Here is a 22,840-nt window from a genome sequence, read left to right on the forward strand (position 1 = left end):
CCGCTCGACTTGCATGTATTAGGCACGCCGCCAGCGTTCGTCCTGAGCCAGGATCAAACTCTCCAAAAAGTGTTTGACTGCTCAATTGTTTCCACATAAGATGACATGCATCTTATAATAGAAGTTTCTTGCTTAAAACGTTGACGTTTTTATTGATTTTGTTCAGTTTTCAATGTTCAATTTAGCTTAGCGTCTTTGTCATAAAACGTAAGACAGCGACTTTAACATAATACCAATATGAATCAAATTCGTCAAGTATTATTTTCAATTTCTTTTTTTGCTGTCTTAGCTTCCTCTAACAGCGACGCTAATTAATATAACATTGCGTAACAGATGAGTCAATGATTTATTTCGAAAAATAATTAATCTTTTGTCACGTGATAATAACGATGGAAAATCCCTTGCCCTTTTGTCTGAACAGACACCACACGAACAAGCTGTCGATCAATTAAATATTCTATTAATGTCACAATATCTACCGCATAATGCCTCACTTCTTCATGATTTAGCAATTCACTAATGCTCCACCATTCTTTTTCTTTCATCAGCGTCAGTAAATGATCTGCTCCACGTTCAGTTCGGGAATGAATTAAAAATTCACTCGCTAAAAAAAGCAGTTCCAGTCTTTTTTGCAAGTTCTCATCACTTGTTAAAAGTTCTTCGTACAGTTTATAGATGCCGGGCTCAATATGGCGAACTTGATTCCACACAGTCAATTCCGGGTAAAGTCCATTTTCAATGACAGAAAGCCGCGCCAAATGGTGCAATGAATGCAGTACGTGATTATATGCGTCTAAAAAATGGGCATCATTAAAAAATGCTTTCCCGTCTGTGTAACGTTTAATTAATTTCGCAAATTCAATCGTCATTTTAATTTTGCGGCCGTAAAATGGAAAATCGCGCATTTCCGTTTTCAACTCTTGTACATATTCGTTTCGATCAAACAAAATCCGACCATGATAAAGCCATTCAATGACTTTCCGGTTTGTGCCTAACAGAAGCCATTCTTTTAATTGTGCTTCTGTTATGATATACATAGAAGCTGTTTCTTCATTCCAGTCCCCATAGTGTTTAATAAAAACAGCTTCTTCCGCTTCTTTAACAATGATAAGCAAAATAGAATCAAAGTTTTCAGTAAACGCTCGGTTTTGTTCATTTTTCTGTATAGCCAATACACCGAGTGTATTTTGCTGACTTGTCCGTTCTTGATATAAAGGGCGCAGTAAATCTTCCACTTCCTTTTCCTCCAGACATTTAAATTTCGTTTTGTTTAGTTTCGACATAAAATGTCGAATTCCTGCCGCAAGCGGGAAGAGATTATATGATATAGTATTGAGTGGGAGGATGAAATGATGGCAAAAAAATATTCAAGTAAAATTAATAAAATCCGCACATTTGCGTTAAGCCTTATTTTTATTGGATTTATTGTGATGTACGGCGGTATTTTCTTCCGGGAGAACTTCCTCGTCATGACGATCTTCATGCTGCTTGGTCTTTTATGCATTGTGGCTAGCACCGTTGTGTATTTCTGGATCGGTATGCTGTCGACCAGAGCGATACAAGTTGTTTGTCCGAACTGCGGGAAGCCGACTAAAGTGCTTGGACGTGTCGATATGTGCATGTACTGCAACGAGCCGCTTACACTGGATCCTTCTTTGGAAGGAAAAGACTTCGATGAAAAGTATAATCAGAAAAAAAGCCTTGATTAATCAGACTCACAAAAAAATCTCCATCCCGAAAAGGGTGATGGAGGTTTTTTAGTGCAAATCTTTATGATGACATTCCGTGCATGTTCCGTAGACTTCCATACGGTGATGGCTGATTTTAAAGCCTGTTACGTGCGCTGCAAGCTGCTCTACTTCATCAAGACCCGGATAGTGGAAATCAACAATTTTGCCGCATGTTTCGCAGATCACGTGGTAGTGCTCTGTTGTAACGAAATCAAAACGGCTTGATGTATCGCCGTACGTTAATTCTTTTACGAGACCTACTTCACGGAACACACGCAAATTATTGTATACAGTGGCAACACTCATATTTGGAAACTTTCCTTCAAGCGCTTTATAAATATCATCAGCGGTCGGGTGCGTCATCGACTCGACGAGAAATTCAAGAATCGCATGGCGTTGAGGTGTAATGCGGACACCGGTTTGCTTCAGGGCATCAAGCGCATCTTTCAACTGATCATGGGATTCATGGACATGTGTGTGTGACAAGGACCTACACCTCTTTTCTTTTTGAAAAGGATTATTACTTTATAATCTTTATAAACAGTTTACTCGCAAATGAGTATGATTGTCAATGGAAAAGAAAAACCGGCTTAGTGTTGGTTTCAGAGTGTAGACAAAGTTAGAAAGCAGGCTGATTGAAAACGCTTGTCTTTCAAGGAACGCCGCCGGTTGGGAAGCGGAGTGACCTTTTGGGGGTCATGAGCATTCACACACGGCAAGCAACGCCGAAAGCGAGCGTTTGTCAACAGCCTGAAACCGGCTCCGCGCCGGTTTAGTACCCTCTCTCCACGTCAATGACATTCTCATAATCCCCACCATCGATAAAACAGCGGAGATTATGTTCAAAAATCACCATTGCTCTTGGAACGTACTGCTTTGTCACACTGGAAATGTGAGGCGTAACCGTGATGGCCGGATGACGCCAAAATGGATGGGCTTCAGGGAGCGGCTCTACCGGGAATACGTCCAAGTACGCATGTGCAATTTCCTCATCATTAATCGCAGAAAGCAAAACCAGTTCCGAGACAAGGTCACCGCGCCCAATATTGATAAATGCAGCCGTATTTTTCATCGTTTCAAAGTGTTCTGGCTGTAGCAGACTGATCGTTTCTGGCGTACTCGGCAAAACCGCCACAACAAAATCCGCACTGAGAACAGCCGACTCAAGTTCATAAATCGTAAAAATTTGATCAAACCCTTCAGCATGTTGCCCGCTTTTATTAACACCGGTTGTTGTCATCCGGAATGCTTTTGCAAGCCTGGCGATTTCTTGACCGATCGCTCCTGTTCCCAGAATCGTCACTTCTTTTCCGGCCAACTCCTGAAGCGGCAGCTGCTTGTTCCACGTTTCTGACTGTTCGAGCGTATGCAGCTCAGCAAACCGCTTGACGTGATTCAGCATGAAACCGAGTGTGAATTCCGCCATTGGAATCTTATGTATACCACGAGCATTTGTCACAAGAATGTCTCGGTCTTTAATCGCTTGAAGCGGCATTTCTTCAATGCCAGCCGACGCCACCATAATCCATTTAAGAGACTGGCACTCATGAATACGTTCTTCTGTCAGATCACTCCCGAATGTCACCAAAATTTCCGCTTCATGGAGCGATTGAGCTTCATCCAGCTGCTTATAAAACGAAAACGTTTCGTTTGGAAATTTTTTCTGAAGATCCGCTTGAATATCCCGCGGTGGGCGAAATGTAAATACGATGTTCAACGAAGTCCCTCCTTAGTTTAACGCTTTTACTGCTTCAAGCGTTTCTTCTACATGTCCTTTTACACGAACTTTCCGCCATTCTTTTGCAATAATGCCTTCTTTATTAATTAAAAAACTCGAGCGTTCAATACCCATATATTCTTTGCCGAAGTTCTTTTTCAGCGTCCAGACGCCGTACAGTTCTGCTGCAGTTTGTTCTTCATCTGCGAGCAAAGTAAAAGGCAATCCATGTTTTTCAATAAATTTCTGATGGCGCGCAGCCGGATCTGGACTAATGCCAATAATGACCGTCTCGTATTGGGCAAAGACGCTGTTCTGATCCCGGAAGTCACAAGCTTCTGTCGTGCAGCCCGGCGTCATGTCTTTCGGATAAAAATAAAGAACAATATTTTTCCCTTTAAAGTCAGCAATGTTAACCATCTCGCCCCGCTGATCCGGCAATGTAAAAATCGGTGCCAGTTTTCCTGTTAAATTCTCCACAAGAATCCCCCTTTTTCTTTTAGCGTAGCGAATCGGGTTGAAATTGGCAACTATAGAGCCGTACGTTGATTCCTTTTTCGAAGAAGTCTACAATGAAACAGAAAAAAGAATCAGGAGGCCATACGTTATGAAGTTTTCAAAGTCAGATGCACTTCACGAAGAAGCGCTTAAACATATTGTTGGTGGCGTGAACAGCCCGTCCCGTTCCTACAAGGCAGTTGGCGGCGGCTCACCTGTGGCAATGGCGCGCGGCGCGGGCGCTTATTTTTGGGACGTAGACGGGAATCAATATATTGATTATTTAGCGGCATACGGCCCGATTATTACTGGACATGCTCATCCCCATATTACGGAAGCCATTACAAAAGCAGCACAAAACGGCGTTTTGTTCGGTACGCCGACCGAGCATGAAGTGATCTTTGCCAAAAAGCTGAAAAAAGCGATGCCGGCACTGGATAAAGTCCGATTTGTGAATAGCGGCACCGAAGCCGTTATGACGACAATTCGCGTGGCGCGCGCATATACAAAGCGTGATAAGATTATTAAATTCGCCGGCTGCTATCACGGCCACTCGGACCTTGTCCTCGTTGCTGCCGGCAGTGGTCCGTCTACACTCGGCACCCCCGATTCTGCCGGCGTGCCGAAAAGCATTGCGCAGGAAGTCATTACCGTTCCATTCAATGAAACGGGTCCATTAAAAGAAGCGCTCGAAAAATGGGGTGATAACGTAGCCGCGGTCATGATCGAACCGATCGTTGGCAACTTCGGTATTGTAGAACCAAAGCCTGGCTTTTTAGAAGAAGTAAAACGGCTCACTCATGAAGCGGGCGCGCTGCTTATTTTTGATGAAGTGATTTCTGCTTTCCGTTTTATGTACGGCGGCGCCCAGGATTTACTCGAAGTAACACCCGACTTAACGGCACTCGGCAAAATTATCGGCGGCGGTTTGCCAATCGGCGCTTACGGCGGCCGCGTGGATGTAATGGAAGAAGTGGCGCCGCTTGGTCCTGCGTATCAGGCGGGGACGATGGCCGGCAATCCAGCTTCAATGCTGTCCGGTATCGCCTGCCTCGAAGTGATTGAACAGGATGGTGTTTACGAGCAGCTTGATCGTCTTGGCGCCATGCTTGAAGAAGGACTCTTACAGGCCGCAGCAAAGGCAAATGTCCCCGTGACCATTAATCGTCTGAAAGGTGCGTTAACGGTTTACTTTACCGATCAACAAGTGGTGAATTACGATCAGGCAGAAGCAACAGATGGCGAGCTCTTTGCAAGATTCTTTAAGGAAATGCTGCATCGCGGCATTAATTTAGCTCCATCAAAATATGAAGCCTGGTTTTTAACGACCGCCCACACAGAAGAAGATATTCAAAACACCATTCACGCTGCGGAACAAGCATTTGCTGCGCTTTTATAACGAATGAAAAGATCGTCTCTATAAAAGAGGCGTTTCTTTTTCATTTTTCTGTTACTTGCAATGCCTTCTTTTCCGTTGTATAGTACAGTTTGTTTGATCCACAGGGATTTTCGGTAAACACGTATCAATACAACTATTCAGGAAAGGAACTATACATCAAATGAAGCTGGGTGCCCGCATTTTCAAAACGGGAATTGCCATTGTTTTAGCCCTTTACATTGCACAATGGCTACAATTGCCGTCACCGGTTTTCGCCGGAATCGCGGCTGTTTTTGCTATTCAGCCGAATATTTACCGTTCTTATTTAACGGCAGTGGAACAAATTCAAGCAAACGTGATCGGTGCCGCGATCGCTATTTTATTCGTACTCGCTTTCGGAAATCATATTATTATCGTTGGACTCGCAGCGATTATTGCCATTATTATTCTGCTTAAATTTAAGCTTGAAAAATCCGTTAGTATCGCTCTTGTGACAATCATCGCAATTATGGAAGTCCAAAACGATCAGTTCGTACAATTCTCGATGATCCGTATGTTTAATATTTCAATCGGCGTTTTATCTTCATTCCTTGTGAATTTGGTCTTTTTGCCACCTAAATATGAAACGAAGCTGTTCTCATCCCTTAACCAATTGAGCGAAGAAGTTTTAAAGTGGATTCGGATTACCTCCCGAAACGCGTCGGAATCTCATTTGCTGAAAAAAGACATGGCTAAACAGCGCGAAAAATTGATTAAAATCGACAACATGTTTTTGCTGTACAAAGAAGACCGGACCCCGCTGAAGAAAAATCTCCGGGCAAAGCAGCGAAAAATTGTCCTCTATCGAAAATTGATTTTAACGACCCGCCGGAGCATGGATATTTTACAGCGGCTCAATCAATATGAAAATGAGCTTCACCATTTAAACCCTGAATTGCTGCGTACAATGCAGGATCATCTTGACTGCCTTGTCAGCTACCATGAACATTTGCTTCTCCGGTTTGTCGGCAAAGCAAAAACGACTGAAACGTCTGAAGAGCTGTTTGAGCCGTGTATGAACCGGGATGAGTTTATGCATATGTTTACAGATGAAATATACAAGGACAATAAAGAAGAATTAACATCATCGATTCATCTTCTCCACATTGTATCGTCGATTTTGGAATATGGGGAGAAGCTCGAACACCTTGATCATCTAATGACAAGCTTTTATAAATATCATAAAGATGACGAAGCGCCTGAATATGAAGAAGAATAAAAAAGCGATGCCGGCTTAGGCATCGCTTTTTTATTGGTCCAGCTGCTGGACTTGAAACAGCCTCCAGTAGCCGCCTTGTTTTTTCATCAATTCATCGTGCGAACCGTCTTCAATCACTTCACCATGTTCAATCAAAATAATCCGGTCCGCATGGGTAATCGTTGACAGCCTGTGGGCAACAATAAACGTTGTCCGTGTTTTTGCCAGCGACTCAATGGCCTCTTGAATAAGATGCTCGCTCTCCAAATCAAGTGCCGACGTTGCTTCGTCCAAAATAAGAAGCGGCGGATTTTTCAGGAACACGCGGGCAATTGCCACACGCTGCTTTTGACCGCCGGACAATTTGACCCCGCGTTCACCGACCTTTGTTTCATAACCGTTCGGCAGCGCCATAATGAAGTCATGTGCGTTCGCTGCTTTGGCTGCTTCGATCACTTCTTCATCCGTCCCCTCTGGGCGGCCAAGCAAAATATTTTCCCGAACCGAATCGCTAAACAAAATGTTGTCCTGCAGCACCATACCAATTTTATCACGCAATGAGCGGACGTTAAAATCACGGATGTCGGTGCCATCAAGCAAAATCCGTCCATCTGTTACATCGTAAAAACGTGGAATTAAGCTGACGAGTGACGACTTGCCGCCGCCGCTCATTCCGACAAGCGCCACCGTTTCTCCTGCTTTCACATGTAAATCAACATCTTTAAGCACCAGTTCTTCTCCTTCGTCATAACGAAAATGAACGTGGTCAAACATGATGTCCCCTTTTACGTCGCGGCATTCAATCGCTTCCGGTTTATCGGTTATATCGTATTTTTCATCAAGCAGCTCAAATACGCGGTCCATGGAAGCGATTGCCTGCGTTAACGTCGTCGATGAATTAACGAGACGGCGCAGCGGATTGTACAAACGATCAATGTACGCAATAAACGCCGCCATTGTCCCGACGGTTAAGTTCCCGTCAATAACTTGAATACCAGCATAACCGATGACTAAAAGCGGCGCGATATCGGTCATTGTATTGACGACGGCAAATGCTTTTGCGTTCCAAGCTGTCTGGTCCAGCGCTTTTTGCAGGAAATTTTTGTTGTGTGTTCGAAAACGCTCCTGTTCAACCGGTTCAATGGCAAAACTTTTAATAACCGGCATTCCTTGGACGCGTTCATGCAAGTGACTCTGTACTTCTGCGAGAGCCTGTGAACGGACGCGGGTCAAATGGCGCAAATTACCGAAAAAATATTTGACGCTCAGTGCGTAAAACGGAAACACAACAAGTGCCACAAGCGTTAATTTCACGTCCATTGTCATCATAATCGCAGCAGCAATGACAATGGTTGCCGCGTCAAGCCAGACATTCATCAGCCCGGTAATGACAAAGTTTTTCGTTTGTTCCACGTCGTTGATCACACGCGAGATCACTTCACCTGCGCGCGTATTGGCATAATACTTAAAGCTGAGTTGTTGAATGTGTGCAAACAGGCGATCTCGGATGTCATATAAAATTTTACTGCCTGTCCACTGGGCAAAGTATTGCCGGTAATATTCAACCGGATACCGGACGATAACGAACAAAATGAGCATAAGTCCGATTAACCAGTAAAGCTGTTCTTTTTTTTCCGCTGCACTCATCGACCCGCCAACAATGTCATCAATAACATATTTGATCAATATTGGCAGCAAGAGCGGAATACCAAATTTAATGATGCCAATCAACAATGTCCCGGCAATCTGCCACTTGTATGGCTTGACAAATTGCATATATCGTTTGATAACGCCCATCTCTTATCCCCTTTCTTTCCACAACGAAAAAACCTGTTGAACACTTCAACAGGCATTCAGCGGCATAGCTGTGAGTATTTCCCATAACAGCGCTCGATAAATCCGGGCGAAAATGGACCTTTCTGCTGCTCAATCAATTGAAGCAGGTGATCCATATTGCGCCGCAAAATTTTATCAATGACCTCTGGATAGTTCATCTCGTGGCTATGCTGTCGGTACTCGTCTTCATCAAGTAAAATGTACGTCATATCCGGAAAAACCTTTACGTCAAGATCATAATCAATATACTTGAGCGCACCGTGGTCAAACACGAATGGCGAACTAATATTACAGTAGTAATGGATGCCGTCTGCGCGAAGCATGCCGATTACATTAAACCATTTACGTGTGTGAAAGTAACAGATTGCCGGCTCACGTGTCACCCACGTCCGCCCGTCTGATTCTGTTACAATCGTCCGGTCATTTCCACCAATAACAATATTTTCAGTTGCTTTTACGACAACTGTTTCTTCCCACACCCGATGAATGCGGCCATTATGCTTGTAACTGTGAATCTGCAACGATTCACCTTCTGCAGGAATCTCCATCGTTGTCCCCTACTTTCTAGCGTCACATGCTGTTTTATATTCCCTTTTCGCAAGGACGGTAAAACATTCATCTTCTATTATAACGATTAACTGCTCAAATGAAAACAAATGAAGCCCCAGGCGTTTAGCCGGGGCTTCATTTGTTTTCATTTTATTGATTTGGATTTGATGTTGAATTTTTTTTACGTGCTTGAGACTGTGCATTTTGCTGTCTTACTTCCTGTGCGTTTGTTTCAGCTGCGAATTCTGCCGCATATTGCTGTGCTGGATTTGCCTGCATACCGCGGGCGTTGCGGCCTGCCATTGCAGAACCAGCAGTCATTCCTGCATTTTGTGTAGAGGCTGCGTTTTGCTGTCTTACCTCCTGTGCGTTTGTTTCAGCTGCGAATTCTGCCGCATATTGCTGTGCTGGATTTGCCTGCCTGCTGCGGGCATTGCGGCCCGCCATTGCAGAACCACCAGTCATTCCTGCATTTTGTGTAGATTGTGCATTTTGCTGTCTTACTTCCTGTACGTTTGTTTCAGAAGCAAACTCTGTCTTATATTGCTGTCCTTGAGCAGATGCAGCGTTTTGTCGTCTCACTTGGTTAACGTCTGTGCCAGCTGTTGTTTTATTGCGGTTGTTGTTCATTTTTTCACCCCTACGGTTATTTTGTCTTTGTGGTCTTGAACCCGCCACGCTGATTATATTGACCGAAAAAGGCTTATCTTATTCGTAAAAACTTAAACGAGCAGTGAACGGCCGCCATCGACAATAATCGTTTGTCCACGGATCATAAAAGCGCCAGGAGACGTTAAAAACAGCACCGCCTGAACAATATCCTCCATTTCAACAATTCGCCCAGCCGGAGTATTTTGTTTTGCATCTTCCAAAATTTCCTCACGGTTGGAAAAATGTTTAAGGGCATTCGTATCGATCGCGCCTCCAGACACCGCGTTAACAACAATATTTTTTTCTGCAAATTCCACGGCCAAATAACGTGTCAATGCTTCAACAGCTGCTTTCGACACGCCAACAGCTGTATAATTTTTTAAATACCGGATCGATCCGAGTGAGCTGATGCTGACAATGGAACCACCTCCGCTTTTTTCCATCAATTTTGCCGCCTCTTTTGCGCAAAATAGTAATGCCTTGCTGTTAATATCCATTGTCCAATCCCAATGCTTTTCTTCAAGCTCCATAACCGGACGCTGTACGCCCGATGCAGCATTATTAATAAAAATATCTAGCCGGCCAAATTCTTCGTCAATTGTTTCAAACATCTCTTTAATTTTTGCTATGTCCCCGACATTCGCTTTTACAACGAGTGCGCGGCGGCCGAGTGCTTCAATTTCTTTAGCGGTTTCTTCTGCTGCTGATTTGCTGCGCACATAATTGACAACAATATCATATCCTTCTTTCGCAAGTGTAATGGCAATTGCTTTCCCAACACCACGGCTTGAGCCTGTCACTAATGCGGTTTTCATTGTCCCATTCCTTTCACGTGCTTCCATATTTTTTGATGCGAAACAGAAAAAGCATATGTTTCCACATCTTGTTTTGAAACAAATTTCGTTCGTTCTTTTTCTTTTTTTATATCGACTGTTCCAATATACACATCAATTTCCCACGTTAAATGGGAAAAAACATGAGTGATTTCAATTGTTTTTTCTGGCTGGACGCGGGCATTCAATCCATATGCTGCTTCAACATACGCTTCCATCACGGTCCTTGGATTCGTACCGGCTGGCAGCTCCATATTAGGAAATTGCCATAAGTTCGCCAAAAGCCCGGATTCCGGCCGCTTTTCAATGAGCACAGTTCCATCCGGCGCCCGCAGCACCACTGCCCCCATCCGGATTTTTTTGTCTGATTTCTTTTTTGTTTTCACCGGCAGCTCCCGCTGTACTCCTTCTTCAAATGCCTGGCAATGATTTTGCACAGGGCATAAAAGACAAGCTGGCGATGTTGGTGTACAGACGGTTGCCCCCAGCTCCATTAACGCCTGATTAAAAGAAGACGGATCTTCTTCGTACATTAAGTGCCGAACGGCCTCCTCGAAAATTTTGCGCGTTGACGGCTTGGCAATATCGTCCCAAATTGTTAAAATGCGGGCTAGGACGCGCATTACATTGCCGTCGACAGCCGGTTCAGGCAGTCCGTAGGCGATGCTCAAAACCGCCCCGCCTGTATATGGACCGACTCCTTTTAATGATAAAAATTCATCTTTATTAGACGGCACAGTTCCGCCATAACTTTCCGTTACTTCCTTGACCGCTGACTGCAAGTTGCGGACTCGCGAGTAATAGCCAAGCCCTTCCCATGCTTTCATAACTGCTTCCTCATCGGCATGCGCTAATGATTCAACGGTCGGGAACTGTTCCATAAACCGATTGAAATACGGAATAACGGTGTCAACACGTGTTTGCTGCAGCATAATCTCCGACACCCAGATTTTATATGGGTCCCGTTCATGCCGCCACGGAAGATCCCGCTTTTCCGCTGCGTACCAGCTGACTAAATCCTGTTGGAATTTGTTGATGTTTATTTTCTGCAATGCACTGTTTTCCAGCAAATTAACTGTCCCTCCGCTTTCTGCATGTTACAATAGACTTGAATTCGGGAATACCATTAATAATTAGATTCTTTTAGCAAAGGAGGCTGCCCTTATTGGATACTGGAACTCACATTGTCATGGGCTTCGCACTTGGCGGTCTCGCGACACTTGATCCGGCTGTTGCAACAGATCCCGTAACGAAATATGCGGTCATGACAGCTGCCGTCATCGGTTCGCAGGCACCTGACATTGATACCATTTTAAAGCTCCGTAATAACGCGGTTTATATTCGAAATCATCGAGGCGCCACCCATTCGATTCCAGCTGTTTTGCTGTGGCCACTTCTTATTACTGGAGCGCTGTTTTTTATTTTCCCGGAAGCCAATATGTTCCACCTTTGGCTCTGGTCACAAACAGCCGTTTTTTTACACGTATTCGTCGATATTTTCAACTCATACGGCACACAGGCACTCCGTCCATTTTCATCAAGATGGGTAGCGCTCGGTGTCATTAACACATTCGACTCATTTATTTTCACCATGCACGTCATCGGATTATTGCTTTGGTGGCTTGCCGGCTTTGATCCGGCGTTCACATTCATCATCGTTTATGCGATTTTGTTTATTTACTACATCCTTCGCTTTCAAATGCAGGCAGCTATTCGCCATTCCGTCCGCCGGCTTATTCCGGATGCGGAGGAGATTATTATTGCGCCAACGATCCGGTTTAACCAGTGGCGCATTGCGGTAAAGTCCCCTGACCATTTTTACGTAGCAAGCGGCTACCGGCGGTCTGTGACCATTTTAGATAAATACAAGCGCGTACCTGTACCGGAGTCAATTTTATTTAAAGCAGCGAAAAAAGATAAAAACTTGGATGCATTTCTTCACTTTTCTCCTGTTTACCGGTGGGAAATGGCTGAATATAATGACTGCTATGAAGTAAAATTCATCGATCTTCGTTACCGCAGCAAAAATTATTATCCATTTGTTGCAGTCGTTCAGCTTGATTTTGACTACAACATAATCGGTTCGTATACCGGCTGGATTTTCAGCGAAGAAAAATTACGCAAAAAACTCACCTTTTTGCCTGGTGATTAATGAGTTATATCATTTGAGTCATCAAGCAAATGCTTATATTTCGGATTGCGGGCTGCAAATTCATGCAGCTTTGTTCCGTAGCTGTCGATCAGCTGTGTGACCATTTTTTCAGTTAGTTCTTTCCCTCGGTAATCATGGCCGGCTTTTGCATACGTCGTCTCAAAATCTTCCCATAAAAGCTCGACCCATGTTCTTGCGCGGGTCACTGACAAGCGGCTGTTTCTTTGGAGCAGCCGCTCTGTTAATTTCCGAAACGTTTCTTCCATTTTCCTTACACTCCTTTATTTAACAGCGAAATGGGTATGCCTTCTTCTTTTCCGTCTCCATTTAATCTGTATCCCCAGGCAAATACACCGTTTAAATAGTTTACTTTAAAATATTGCCCCGGGTCTGTTGTTAATTCATATAGTTTCCCCGGCTTAAAAACATCTGGATCAAGTAAATAGGCCTGAGCCATCGACACGCGCCGATCATAAACAGCGAATTCATTTACGATACCAAGCTGCTCCGCTTTTCGCGCTTTTTCCCGCAACTGCGCAATTTCCTGCTTTAATTCCGCTTCGCTCATGTCACTGTACCGTTTTTCCTGTTCCATATTCATCTCTTCCTCTCTTATTCTTCTTCTAACAGACGGTCAATCGCCCGATCAATATCCGATAAATCAAAACCTTTTCGGTAAAGAGACGCTTTCATTTTTTGGCGGTATTCCCGGTTCTCAAATGCACGATAGCGGCGGTGCGCTTTTTCTGCCTGATGCATAAGCGCCCCCATCTCCGCTTCCGCGTCCGGTTCAGCTTTGGTTGCCGCTTTTTTCATAACGACCGCAGAGTAGCCTTTCGTTAAAACGTGCTGCTCCGCTTTTTTTTGCTGCAGAAAAGCAGAATCCCGCTTGTATTTTTTCAGCTGCTTTTCGAATAAAGCTGCCGCTTTTTCAATTCGTTCTTCTTCTGTAAACTGTTCAATAAGCGAAGCGGCGATGTGGTCCTCGATGCCTTTTTCCTTCAGCTCACGCAAAATAACTGCCGGTCCTTTTTCCGTCGTCTGGATCTGCGTTTTAATATACGCGTCCGCAAACTGCTCATCATTTAAATACCCCATCGACGCGAGCCGTTTCATAATTTCATCCCATGAATCCGGCTCAATTTCTTTCTTTTTCAAATAGTCGCGTATTTCTTTTTCTGACCGCATGCGGACGGATAAGAAGTTGATGGCTGTATTGATGCCTCGCTGAACGCCATCTCGCACCTGAATATCGGTGATTTCTGCTTCGGTGATCGTTTGGCCTTTTTTTAAATTAAATTCGATGAGCACCGCTTCATCAGTACTAAACGCATATTCGCCGTCAATTTCTATATTATAGCGGTCCACCCGTTTTTGCTGAACCGTTATTTTTGTAATAACACCCATTACTCACGCTCCTCAGCACATTCGAATAGTTTGTTTATGGTCTAAACAGGTAAAATAACATATATAAAGAATCAGGGGGTCTTCATTATGAAAGCTGTGATCGCAGGCGGTACAGGCTTCGTCGGAAAAGAACTGACGAATGAACTAGTTCGCCATGGATACGATGTTTATATTTTAACGCGAAACACCGGAAATAAGAAAGAAGAAGAGCATCTTCATTACGTAAAGTGGCTCACATCCGGTTCAAAACCGGAAGCAGAACTCGCCGGCGTTGACATTTTTATTAATTTAGCCGGGGAATCGATCAACAGCGGACGGTGGACAGAAGAGCGAAAAAAACGAATATTGGACAGCCGCATCATTGCCACTCGTGAAATCATCCGGATCATGAATGTATTGGAACAAAAGCCAAAGGTTCTGGTGAATGCGAGCGCGATTGGCATTTACCCAACCTCTGAAACCGGGACATTTGTAGAATCATCTCGTGTTGCCGGCAGTGGATTTTTAAGCCATGTCGTGAATGTATGGGAGGAAGAAGCCATTCAGGCGGATAAAGCTGGCATCCGTACCGTGCTGGCCCGCTTTGGGGTTATTTTAGGTGAAAAAGATGGCGCACTGCCGCGCATGGCAATGCCGTACAAATTCGGTGCTGGCGGCAAAATTGGCTCCGGCCGGCAATGGATGTCTTGGATTCATGTAAAAGACGTGGTAAGGGCAATCCGATTCGCAGCTGAAAACGATTCAATTGAAGGACCACTCAACGTCACTGCACCTACCCCGGTCCGAATGAACGACCTCGGCAAAACACTCGCCAAAGTGCTCGGGCGCCCGCACTGGCTGTTTGTGCCGGAACCCGCATTAAAGCTTGCACTCGGGGAAATGAGCACGGTTGTGTTAGACGGCCAGAAAGCACTGCCGGATAAGCTTTTGAAAAAAGGGTTTCAGTTTGAATTTCCACTTGTGCGGGGAGCGATTGAGGACTTGTATTCATCCCGAAAATAAGTGTAAGGCGCAATTCATCCCGAATTGCGCCTTACAAAGCTCAAATTTTAAACCGGTTCAACAAGTCTTTTAATTCTTCAGCAAATTGAGCTGCTTTCTCTATAGATTCAGTAATATCCTGAATTGACAGCAGCTGTTCTTCAGAAGATGAGGCTACTTCACGAATATACGTAGACGATGCTGCCGACTTTCTTGAGTTGTCAGAAATAACACGCTCGACTTCTTTTACATTTAAAAGCAGGTTATCCATTTCCCGAAAAATATTCAATGCTTCATCGGACGATTCTGCCGTTGAACGATACACATTTTGCAATTTGCCATTTACCGTTTTTAATGTTTCCATTCCCGTTCCAAACTGACTTGTGCCCGTTTCTATGCCATTAACAGCATTCGAGGTTTCTGTTAAAATTTCGCCTACAAGTTCAGAAATTTGTTTGGCAGATAAAGACGACTGCTCCGCCAGCTTTCTAACCTCTTCCGCTACTACCGCGAAGCCCCTTCCATGTTCTCCAGCTCTTGCTGCTTCAATCGACGCATTAAGCGCAAGTAAATTCGTTTGTTCTGTAATCCCCGTGATCAAATCCACGATATTACCGATTTCCGATGAGCGACTGCCTAGTTTTTTCACTGTGTCAGCAGAATGGCGGATGGATTCCTGTATGGACGTCATTTGCTCGATCAAGGTCTGAATTTCTTGATTCACAGTTTCTACTTCCTGATAAGCGTACTTTGTTTTCTCTGATACTAATGAAGAATGATCTTTCATCTCATCAACCGTTTCAGTTATTTCGGTAATGGACGCCAGGTTTTTGTTATTACCTTTTTCCTGCTCTGTTGACAGTGCGGCTGCGTTTTGAACATTTTGTGTGACGTCATTGGACAGCTGTACGATTTCTTCTGCACTTTCGGATAAGTCGGACGTACTTTTTGACACTACTTCTCCTTTTTGAAGAATACCTTTAATTAACACCTGCAAGCTGTCCAGCAGCGCGTTGACATTGCCTGCAAGCTGCCCAATTTCATCCTTTCGCTTAATCCGAAGCCTTTGCGTTAAATCGCCTTCTTCATTCGCCAATTCCGCAATTTTATTATTGATATCTGTGATCGGTTTCAAAGACCGGTTATTCAGCAAATAGCTAATGATGGCACTTCCCACAATAAAAATAATTGTGATGATGATAAAGTAGTTCAGCAAAGAATTAGCATCGGCAAAAGCTTCACTGACTGGAACAGAAATCATGACACCCCAGTCGACTTCATCGGCTTTGCTGTAAAAAATAAGGTTGTCTTCACCGTTAAAATTCGTTTCTACAACGCCTGTTTTGCCATTCATGCTTTCTTTTACAAGCTGATTTAAGTCCTCATTTTCATAATTGGCTATTTTTTTATGCAATGTGTCTTCTTTGTTTTGTCCTGCAACGATCGTGCCATCGTTCGTGAAAACCGTGACATAGCCGCTTTCGCCTAATGTCACACTGGAAATAATGTTAATCAATGTTTCGATCGGGTATCCACCGGAAGCGACGCCGACAATTTCTCCACTATCGCCATACACTGGCGATGAAGCCAGTACAATCGGCGCTTCATCTACCCCCGGCGATGAAGACGGAACAGGATTATATGCGTTCGTTTCTCCCTTTCTGCCGCCGATAAAATGCTCATAGTCACTCACCGGAATTTGTGCATCACCTAAGTACAAAAATCCTTCAGCATCCATGAAACCAAACGCATCTGGATTTTCCATGCGCTCAGCAAGTCTCGTTCCCAGAGCAGCAGCTTTCGTCGTATCATCTACTTTCAGCGCATCAGCTTCTGCAATATACTCCATTGTTTCCTGCTTTCCTTCTGTCCAAATGTTGATATTCGCTTTTACCGATTCCAGCTGATTATATGCCTGCTCCTGAAATTTTTCATACAAAAATTCCTTCGCCTTTACATAGCCGAACGCTGAAATGCTCATCATGGAAATGGCAATTAGCAGGCTGATCATGAATGTATTTTTAACCACTAATTTCATTAAAAATTTCTCCCCCTTTTTTATTACTCATCCATAAATGGAAAATAGGAGGAGACTTTTGCATAAAATCACCATTACACAAAATAAATAAAAACACCCCAAATAAGAGATGTTTCGACCTTCTCCTCATTTTCAGCGGCCCGGCAGCTATAGAATCAAATTCCGTAGGCCCATAGCTTTGCGTCCTTGCTTTTCAGCAAGTTTGCCATTTCTTGTTGAGCATTGCTTTTTTGATTACACTATCAATATATGAGAAAAAAGACCTACAGTCAATGGTAAATCTTCTTTCTTTCAACTTGAAAATTCTAATAATAAGCCGGCAAGCTAATGCCAAAATGCTTTTTCCGCCTAATGACACCTGCTGAAAGAATACTTTTAGCAGTCTGGATTGTATGTTTAAAAAAAGCATCCACACAACTTTGTGCAGATGCTTATGCCCAACATTTAATTTTCGGTGATTTACGATTTGTCTTCGTTATACTTCTTCTTCAATATCCGTTTGTTTCATGCCGATTGTAAAGTCAGTCAAGACATGTAAATTGTTTGGGACTGTATTATTTTCTTTTCAGCGCTACCACACATTCCACTTGAGCCGTCTGTGGAAACATATCGACCGGCTGAATGCTGTCGATTTTGTATACGGATGCAAGGTCGGTTAAGTCCTTTGCAAGAGTCGATGGATTACAGGAAACGTACACAAATGTGGCGGGTTTGATCTGTTTAATCGTTTGAATCAGCTTCCGGTCAAGTCCGGTGCGCGGCGGATCGGTGACTAACACATCTGGCACCCAGCCTTTTTCTTTCCAGATTGGCAGCCATTTCTCGGCAGGCCCCACTTCATAGGTCGCGTTGACGCCATATTTCTCAGCATTGGCACGGGCGTCTTTAATGGATACAGCAATCGTGTCCATTCCGCGCACTTCTGCCGCGTTTTTACCGATCCAAAGCCCAATTGTGCCCGATCCACAGTAAGTGTCGGCCACTTTGTCTGTTGGCTTCACATTTGCGGCTTTTTTGACTTCATCATACAATTTTTTCGTCTGCACAGGGTTTAATTGAAAAAAGGCACGAGCCGATAATTCATATTCAAATTCGCCCAGTTTTTCTGAGATGGTGTCACTGCCGGCGATCGTTTTTGATACGTCACCCATGACTAAATGCGTATTGCCTGGATTTACGTTGTGGACGACTGACTTTACACGCGGCTTTTGCGCCATTAACTGTTCGGCAAACTGTGATGCTTTTGGGAATGTTTTATCCCCCGTGACGATCACAGCCTGCACGTCACCTGTTTCGAATCCATACCGGACCACAATCGTTTTGACGCCTTGCTTGTTTTTAGAACTAAATACCGGAATCGACAGCTTGTTCATGATTTTTTTTGACAGACGAATTGTTTCATCGATTACCCGATGCTGGACAATACACTCTTCAATATTCACCAGCTCGTTTGAGTTCGGGCTGTACAATCCAGCCGCCATTTTACCTTTTTGAATCCCTGTCTGGAATTGTGCTTTATTCCGGTATCGCCACGGATCGTCCATGCCAATCGTGTCATGAATCGGCAGCTTGTCGATATTAAAAGATGTATAACGTTCCAGCGCTTGAATAATCAAGCCCTTTTTTTCTGTCAGCTGCGCGCTGTAGTCAAGGTGCTGCAGCTGACACCCGCCGCACTGTTCATATATCGGACACGGCGGCGTTACACGGCTTGGAGATGGCTTTCGCAGCTTTTTGATCACGGCTTCTGTAAATTTCGGCATCACTTTTACCGCTTCTGCAGTAATTTCTTCACCCGGCAGAGCGCCCGGTACAAATACCGCTTTTCGTTTAAAATAGCCGACACCTTCCCCGTTGATCCCAATTCGTTTTATTGTAAGCGGGAACGTCTGTCCCGGCTTCATTTCAATTCCATTTTTCATTTAGGTCACCTCAAGCTTTACTGTATCATAGAATTTGACCAATCAAAAGAAGCCGGGCATTACGCGCCGGCAAAGTGGTCAAGAGACTTAAAAGTGTAGCCTTTCTTTTTCAAATCACGGATCACATCCGGCAGTGCTTCAGCGTTATCTTTGGAGACACTGTGAAGCATAATAATGGCGCCTGGATGAATTTGTTTCATAATCTCATTGTATGCATATTGTTTCCCTTTTGGCTGATCCGCGTACCAGTCCACATAGGCGAGAGACCACATAACGTGAGTGTATCCGGCTTTTTCAGCAGTTTTTAATACATTCTCCGAAAAAATACCGCGCGGCGGCCGGACGTACTTTGTTTTTTTCTGGTCGGTTACTTTGGCTACTTCTTTTTCTACAAGCTTCAATTCCTCAATTACTGTGCTGCCTGGTACTGTTGTTAAATCGTAATGGTGCCAGGAATGGTTGCCGATAATGTGCCCTTCTTTGACCATTCTTTTTAGCAAGTCAGGGGCGCTTTCCACATAATGTCCTGTGACAAAAAAAGCCGCCGGTATTTTTTCTTTTTTTAATGTATCTAAAATCGTTTTCGTATGGCCGTTTTCATATCCATTGTCGAATGTTAAATACACAACTTTTTTCTTCGGACTTCCTTTGTAAAATGAATCGTACTCCTTTAGCATTTGATCCAGCTGGCCGCCCGCTTCTGCCTGTTGTCCGTCTGAACCCTTTTGAAATCCCCAATGAATGGCTTCTGATGATACCGCAATAACCGGCAGCATAAAAAGGAAAACAACAAACAAAATAAACTGTTTCATTTCAGCACCACCTTTTGTTCTTAAGATGTGCTGTATAATGCTGCTTCATCCGTGGAAACATATTTCAAAACAAAAAAACCGGCAAAAGGCCGGTTTAACGATTAAGCAAATACAGGTTCTTTAAATTTCGCCAATTTTTGGAGTGATGATTTGTCGACTTCTTCATGAAGGCTGTTTCCATGTGAATCCATTGTTACAACAGCGGTAAATCCTTCTACACGCAAATGCCACATCGCTTCCGGAATACCAAATTGCATTAAGTCTACACCTTCGACACCCTTGATGCAGTCTGCATAATATTGCGCCGCGCCGCCGATTGCATTTAAATAAACACCGCCGTGTTCACCAAGTGCCTGCAATGTTTTTGGTCCCATACCGCCTTTGCCAATTACAGCGCGAATGCCAAATCGTTTCATAATATCGCCTTGATACGGCTCCTCGCGAATAGACGTTGTGGGACCAGCTGCTTTAACGTGCCACTGGCCGGCTTCATCTTTCAGGATAACCGGGCCGCAGTGGTAAATAACTTGTCCATTTAAATCAACTGGTGCGCTGTCTGCTGTGCTTAAATGTTTATGAATTGCATCACGGCCGGTATACATCATGCCATTAATTTGGACAACGTCTCCAACTTTCAAGTCACGGATTTGTTCTTCGGTAATCGGCGCCTGCAGTGTGACAACCCGGCTTTCTGATTTCACTTCCTGTTCCTGCTGCTGAGTCGTATCAAATGATACTTCTTCCCCATCCTGGTAAAACCATTCGCCAATTCCACCTGTTTCTGTATTGATTGCGACACCTAAACGGCGGTATGCCCAGCAGTTGTACGCAACGGACACGAAGAAACTTGCAGGCAGGCGGTTCATCACGCCAACTTTGCAGCCAAGCAATGTTGTTTCGCCGCCGAAGCCCATTGTGCCGATTCCAAGCTCGTTCGCGTGCTCCATCACATACTCTTCCAGCTTGCGTAAATCTTCATTTTCATTTACATCGTCCACACCGCGGAACAACTGCGCTTTCGCTAAATCATATCCGGACGAGCGATCTCCGCCAATGCCGACACCTATAAACCCGGCAGAGCAGCCTTGTCCCTGCGCCTGATAAACAGAGTGCATAATGCATTTACGGATGCCGTCCAAGTCGCGGCCCGCTTTCCCAATTCCTTCAAGTTCGCATGGAAGACTATATTGAATATTTTTATTTTCACAGCCGCCGCCTTTTAAAATAAGACGCGCATCGATATAGTCTTCTTCCCACTGTTCAAACTTAATGACTGGTGTACCCGGACCAAGGTTGTTGCCGCTGTTTGAGCCATCAAGTGAATCAACGGAATTCGGACGGAGCTTTCCGTTCTTTGTTGCCTGCTCAATAGCCGCATAAATTGCTTTTTGAATATGTATTTGATTTGCCCCGACAGGTGTTTTAATTTTAAATGTGGGCATACCTGTATCCTGGCAGATCGGTGAAATGTTATCGTCTGCCATTTTAATATTTGTCGTGATGGTATCGAGGCTCATTGCTGCCCGTGTACCGGCATTTTCGCGCTCTTTCGCTTTTTTCACTGCCCGGCGGACGTCTTTCGGAAGATTCGTCGATGTTTCGACAATCAACGTGTACATGCTTTGCTGAAGTGTTTCCAAATTCATTGTGCAGTTCCCCCTCAGAATTTTTTCTTATGTATAAAACTTAGGTCAACACGTTCATTATACGCCTGTCATATAATGTTTAAAAGAAAAAATCGCAAACGGTTTCAATTAACTGCTAACGAAAAAATAAAAAGCTTAAGCTGCACGTACACAGCTTAAGCTTTCCAAATTAACCGCGGCCGCGGAATTGTTCACATTTTAATTCAATGTCATCGATCATCTCGATTAAGCGGTCAATGTCTTCTACTTCTGCTTCTTCCGGATCAATCGAATCCAGTACTTCCATAAAAATATTCAGCCGCTCTTTTAAATACACGACCTGCTTTTCTTTATCTTGAATTGGTTTCAATTCAACTCTTCCCTTCTTCCATTATAACAAGTAAAATCCAATGCCCATGATGAAGTATGCGGCAAGAAGTGTCAACCCTTCAAACCAGTTCGTCTCTCCGTCATTGGAAATGCTGATGGCGAGAAACACAGCGGTAACCATAGAAACGAGCTCCGGTATTGTGAAGACAAGAGGCATCGGTGTCGGGTACAAAAGTGAAATAAGAACAAGTACCGGTGCGACAAACATCGCGACTTGAAGCGTAGAACCAATCGCAATTTCAACCGCAATGTCCATTTTGTTTTTCATCGCCATTAAAATAGCAGAAACATGTTCAGCGGCATTTCCGACAATAGCGACAATGATAACCCCGATAAAAAGTTCAGACCAGCCAAATTGCTCGCCGACTGCTTCAAATGTATGAACAAGGCCTTCTGCCACATACGCAACTGCTGCCGTGGCTGCAAGCAAAATGCCAATTGCCTTTTTCTTACCCCATTCAGGCACTTCTTCATGATGTGTTTCGTTTCCTTCTGATACATATACACCACGATGTGTCACAAGCTTGAAAAACAAGCCTGCAAGGTAAATCGCGATCATGACAATTGAAATGCCGATACTCAGGTTCAACGTTTTCGCTTCCGTCATTGACATTGAAAAAATTTCCGGAATGACAAACCCGACAACAACTGCGAAAATAAGCAGCGCTGAGTTATGGCGCGCATCGTGCACACTGAATGTCTGCCGCTTGAATTTCAATCCGCCCACAAAAAACGAAAGGCCTGCAACAAGTAAGAGGTTTCCTAGAACGGAACCGGTTAATGACGCAAGCACCACGCCGACAAGTCCCGCTTTTAAAGCAAAAATAGAAATAATAAGTTCAACTGCATTTCCGAATGTTGCGTTCAATAATCCCCCGATACGCGGCCCAACTACAATCGCCAGACTTTCTGTCGCTCTTCCCATGTAGCTCGACAGCGCAATGACCGTCGCGCTGCAAATCACAAACATGACCACGCTCGGCCAGTGCAAAAGTGAACCTGCAATCGTCAGCGGAACACCCGCAGCAATCATAATCGCAAACACTTTCCCCATAATCCCACTCTCCATTACGTCAAAATAAAC

23 protein-coding genes, 1 rRNA gene and 1 riboswitch are annotated in these 22,840 nt (G+C 44.1%); of the genes, 5 read left to right on the forward strand and 19 right to left on the reverse strand.

Annotation, left to right across the window (positions count from 1 at the left end):
• Positions 1–69, reverse strand: a 16S ribosomal RNA gene (locus tag NLX67_RS06865); the annotation flags it as partial.
• A 293-nt stretch (positions 70–362) separates the two neighbouring features.
• Complete coding sequence (locus tag NLX67_RS06870) at positions 363–1,235, reverse strand: nucleotidyltransferase-like protein (RefSeq protein ID WP_254310841.1); 873 nt, start codon at positions 1,233–1,235, stop codon at positions 363–365.
• A gap of 117 nt (positions 1,236–1,352) precedes the next feature.
• Here NLX67_RS06870 and NLX67_RS06875 point away from each other — a divergent pair, with 117 nt between their 5' ends.
• The gene (locus NLX67_RS06875; RefSeq protein ID WP_046181336.1) at positions 1,353–1,709 is read left to right on the forward strand and encodes a YgzB family protein; all 357 of its coding nucleotides are present in this window, start codon (positions 1,353–1,355) and stop codon (positions 1,707–1,709) included.
• Between the two features lie 48 nt (positions 1,710–1,757).
• Here NLX67_RS06875 and perR read toward each other — a convergent pair whose 3' ends face one another.
• The 3 genes from perR to bcp form a co-directional block, all read right to left on the reverse strand.
• Complete coding sequence (gene perR, locus NLX67_RS06880; protein WP_046181335.1) at positions 1,758–2,216, reverse strand: peroxide-responsive transcriptional repressor PerR; 459 nt, start codon at positions 2,214–2,216, stop codon at positions 1,758–1,760.
• A gap of 286 nt (positions 2,217–2,502) precedes the next feature.
• Positions 2,503–3,447 carry a D-2-hydroxyacid dehydrogenase gene (locus NLX67_RS06885; RefSeq protein ID WP_046181334.1) on the reverse strand — a complete coding sequence of 315 codons (945 nt, stop codon included), beginning with the start codon at positions 3,445–3,447 and terminating at the stop codon, positions 2,503–2,505.
• Positions 3,448–3,459: 12 nt separating this feature from the next.
• A complete protein-coding gene (bcp, locus tag NLX67_RS06890) occupies positions 3,460–3,927 on the reverse strand; it encodes a thioredoxin-dependent thiol peroxidase (protein WP_156154114.1) in 468 nt (155 codons plus the stop codon).
• 127 nt (positions 3,928–4,054) lie between these two features.
• Between bcp and NLX67_RS06895 the strand changes: the two genes are divergently transcribed.
• A complete protein-coding gene (locus tag NLX67_RS06895; RefSeq protein ID WP_254310843.1) occupies positions 4,055–5,344 on the forward strand; it encodes a glutamate-1-semialdehyde 2,1-aminomutase in 1,290 nt (429 codons plus the stop codon).
• A 160-nt stretch (positions 5,345–5,504) separates the two neighbouring features.
• The gene (locus tag NLX67_RS06900) at positions 5,505–6,581 is read left to right on the forward strand and encodes an FUSC family protein (protein WP_254310844.1); all 1,077 of its coding nucleotides are present in this window, start codon (positions 5,505–5,507) and stop codon (positions 6,579–6,581) included.
• A 30-nt stretch (positions 6,582–6,611) separates the two neighbouring features.
• Here NLX67_RS06900 and NLX67_RS06905 read toward each other — a convergent pair whose 3' ends face one another.
• The 5 genes from NLX67_RS06905 to mutY form a co-directional block, all read right to left on the reverse strand.
• Positions 6,612–8,357 carry an ABC transporter ATP-binding protein gene (locus tag NLX67_RS06905; RefSeq protein ID WP_254310846.1) on the reverse strand — a complete coding sequence of 582 codons (1,746 nt, stop codon included), beginning with the start codon at positions 8,355–8,357 and terminating at the stop codon, positions 6,612–6,614.
• Positions 8,358–8,413: 56 nt separating this feature from the next.
• Positions 8,414–8,944 (reverse strand): nucleoside tri-diphosphate phosphatase, encoded by a 531-nt coding sequence (ntdP, locus tag NLX67_RS06910; protein ID WP_046181330.1) that lies wholly within the window; start codon positions 8,942–8,944, stop codon positions 8,414–8,416.
• 151 nt (positions 8,945–9,095) lie between these two features.
• On the reverse strand, positions 9,096–9,575 hold the full coding sequence (locus tag NLX67_RS06915; RefSeq protein ID WP_254310847.1) for a gamma-type small acid-soluble spore protein: 480 nt from the start codon (positions 9,573–9,575) through the stop codon (positions 9,096–9,098).
• A 92-nt stretch (positions 9,576–9,667) separates the two neighbouring features.
• Complete coding sequence (fabL, locus tag NLX67_RS06920) at positions 9,668–10,411, reverse strand: enoyl-[acyl-carrier-protein] reductase FabL (protein ID WP_254310849.1); 744 nt, start codon at positions 10,409–10,411, stop codon at positions 9,668–9,670.
• The gene (mutY, locus tag NLX67_RS06925) at positions 10,408–11,499 is read right to left on the reverse strand and encodes an A/G-specific adenine glycosylase (protein WP_156154095.1); all 1,092 of its coding nucleotides are present in this window, start codon (positions 11,497–11,499) and stop codon (positions 10,408–10,410) included. Before mutY ends, fabL begins: the two co-directional genes overlap by 4 nt.
• A gap of 95 nt (positions 11,500–11,594) precedes the next feature.
• Here mutY and NLX67_RS06930 point away from each other — a divergent pair, with 95 nt between their 5' ends.
• Positions 11,595–12,581 carry a metal-dependent hydrolase gene (locus NLX67_RS06930; protein WP_254310851.1) on the forward strand — a complete coding sequence of 329 codons (987 nt, stop codon included), beginning with the start codon at positions 11,595–11,597 and terminating at the stop codon, positions 12,579–12,581.
• Here the strand turns inward: NLX67_RS06930 and NLX67_RS06935 are convergent.
• From NLX67_RS06935 to recX, 3 genes are read right to left on the reverse strand one after another with little or no spacing between them, the layout of a single operon-like run.
• Positions 12,578–12,847 carry a YfhJ family protein gene (locus NLX67_RS06935; protein WP_046181084.1) on the reverse strand — a complete coding sequence of 90 codons (270 nt, stop codon included), beginning with the start codon at positions 12,845–12,847 and terminating at the stop codon, positions 12,578–12,580. The two genes, NLX67_RS06930 and NLX67_RS06935, sit on opposite strands and share 4 nt — an antisense overlap.
• Before the next feature lie 5 nt (positions 12,848–12,852).
• On the reverse strand, positions 12,853–13,176 hold the full coding sequence (locus NLX67_RS06940; protein ID WP_254311319.1) for a YfhH family protein: 324 nt from the start codon (positions 13,174–13,176) through the stop codon (positions 12,853–12,855).
• Positions 13,177–13,193: 17 nt separating this feature from the next.
• Positions 13,194–13,988, reverse strand: coding sequence for a recombination regulator RecX (recX, locus tag NLX67_RS06945; protein WP_254310853.1), 795 nt, complete (start codon positions 13,986–13,988; stop codon positions 13,194–13,196).
• Between the two features lie 87 nt (positions 13,989–14,075).
• Between recX and NLX67_RS06950 the strand changes: the two genes are divergently transcribed.
• Positions 14,076–14,990: a TIGR01777 family oxidoreductase gene (locus tag NLX67_RS06950; RefSeq protein WP_254310854.1), complete on the forward strand. Its 915-nt coding sequence runs from the start codon at positions 14,076–14,078 to the stop codon at positions 14,988–14,990.
• Positions 14,991–15,030: 40 nt separating this feature from the next.
• On the opposite strand, the gene NLX67_RS06955 is transcribed toward NLX67_RS06950, so the two are convergent.
• The 6 genes from NLX67_RS06955 to cax form a co-directional block, all read right to left on the reverse strand.
• A complete protein-coding gene (locus NLX67_RS06955) occupies positions 15,031–17,007 on the reverse strand; it encodes a methyl-accepting chemotaxis protein (RefSeq protein WP_254310856.1) in 1,977 nt (658 codons plus the stop codon).
• A gap of 131 nt (positions 17,008–17,138) precedes the next feature.
• A riboswitch (cyclic di-GMP riboswitch) is annotated at positions 17,139–17,224 on the reverse strand.
• Positions 17,225–17,561: 337 nt separating this feature from the next.
• Positions 17,562–18,929 (reverse strand): 23S rRNA (uracil(1939)-C(5))-methyltransferase RlmD, encoded by a 1,368-nt coding sequence (rlmD, locus tag NLX67_RS06960; protein WP_254310857.1) that lies wholly within the window; start codon positions 18,927–18,929, stop codon positions 17,562–17,564.
• Between the two features lie 59 nt (positions 18,930–18,988).
• Complete coding sequence (gene pdaA / locus NLX67_RS06965; protein WP_046181089.1) at positions 18,989–19,741, reverse strand: delta-lactam-biosynthetic de-N-acetylase; 753 nt, start codon at positions 19,739–19,741, stop codon at positions 18,989–18,991.
• A 101-nt stretch (positions 19,742–19,842) separates the two neighbouring features.
• Entirely contained in the window at positions 19,843–21,387 is a 1,545-nt protein-coding gene (locus tag NLX67_RS06970; protein WP_046181090.1) for a fumarate hydratase, read from the reverse strand.
• 169 nt (positions 21,388–21,556) lie between these two features.
• Complete coding sequence (locus NLX67_RS06975) at positions 21,557–21,736, reverse strand: SE1561 family protein (RefSeq protein ID WP_046181091.1); 180 nt, start codon at positions 21,734–21,736, stop codon at positions 21,557–21,559.
• 21 nt (positions 21,737–21,757) lie between these two features.
• Entirely contained in the window at positions 21,758–22,810 is a 1,053-nt protein-coding gene (gene cax / locus NLX67_RS06980) for a calcium/proton exchanger (protein WP_254310859.1), read from the reverse strand.
• Positions 22,811–22,840 lie beyond the last annotated feature (30 nt).

The sequence above is a fragment of the Domibacillus sp. A3M-37 genome (genome assembly GCF_024213455.1).
Taxonomy (GTDB): Bacteria; Bacillota; Bacilli; order Bacillales; family Domibacillaceae; genus Domibacillus; species Domibacillus tundrae.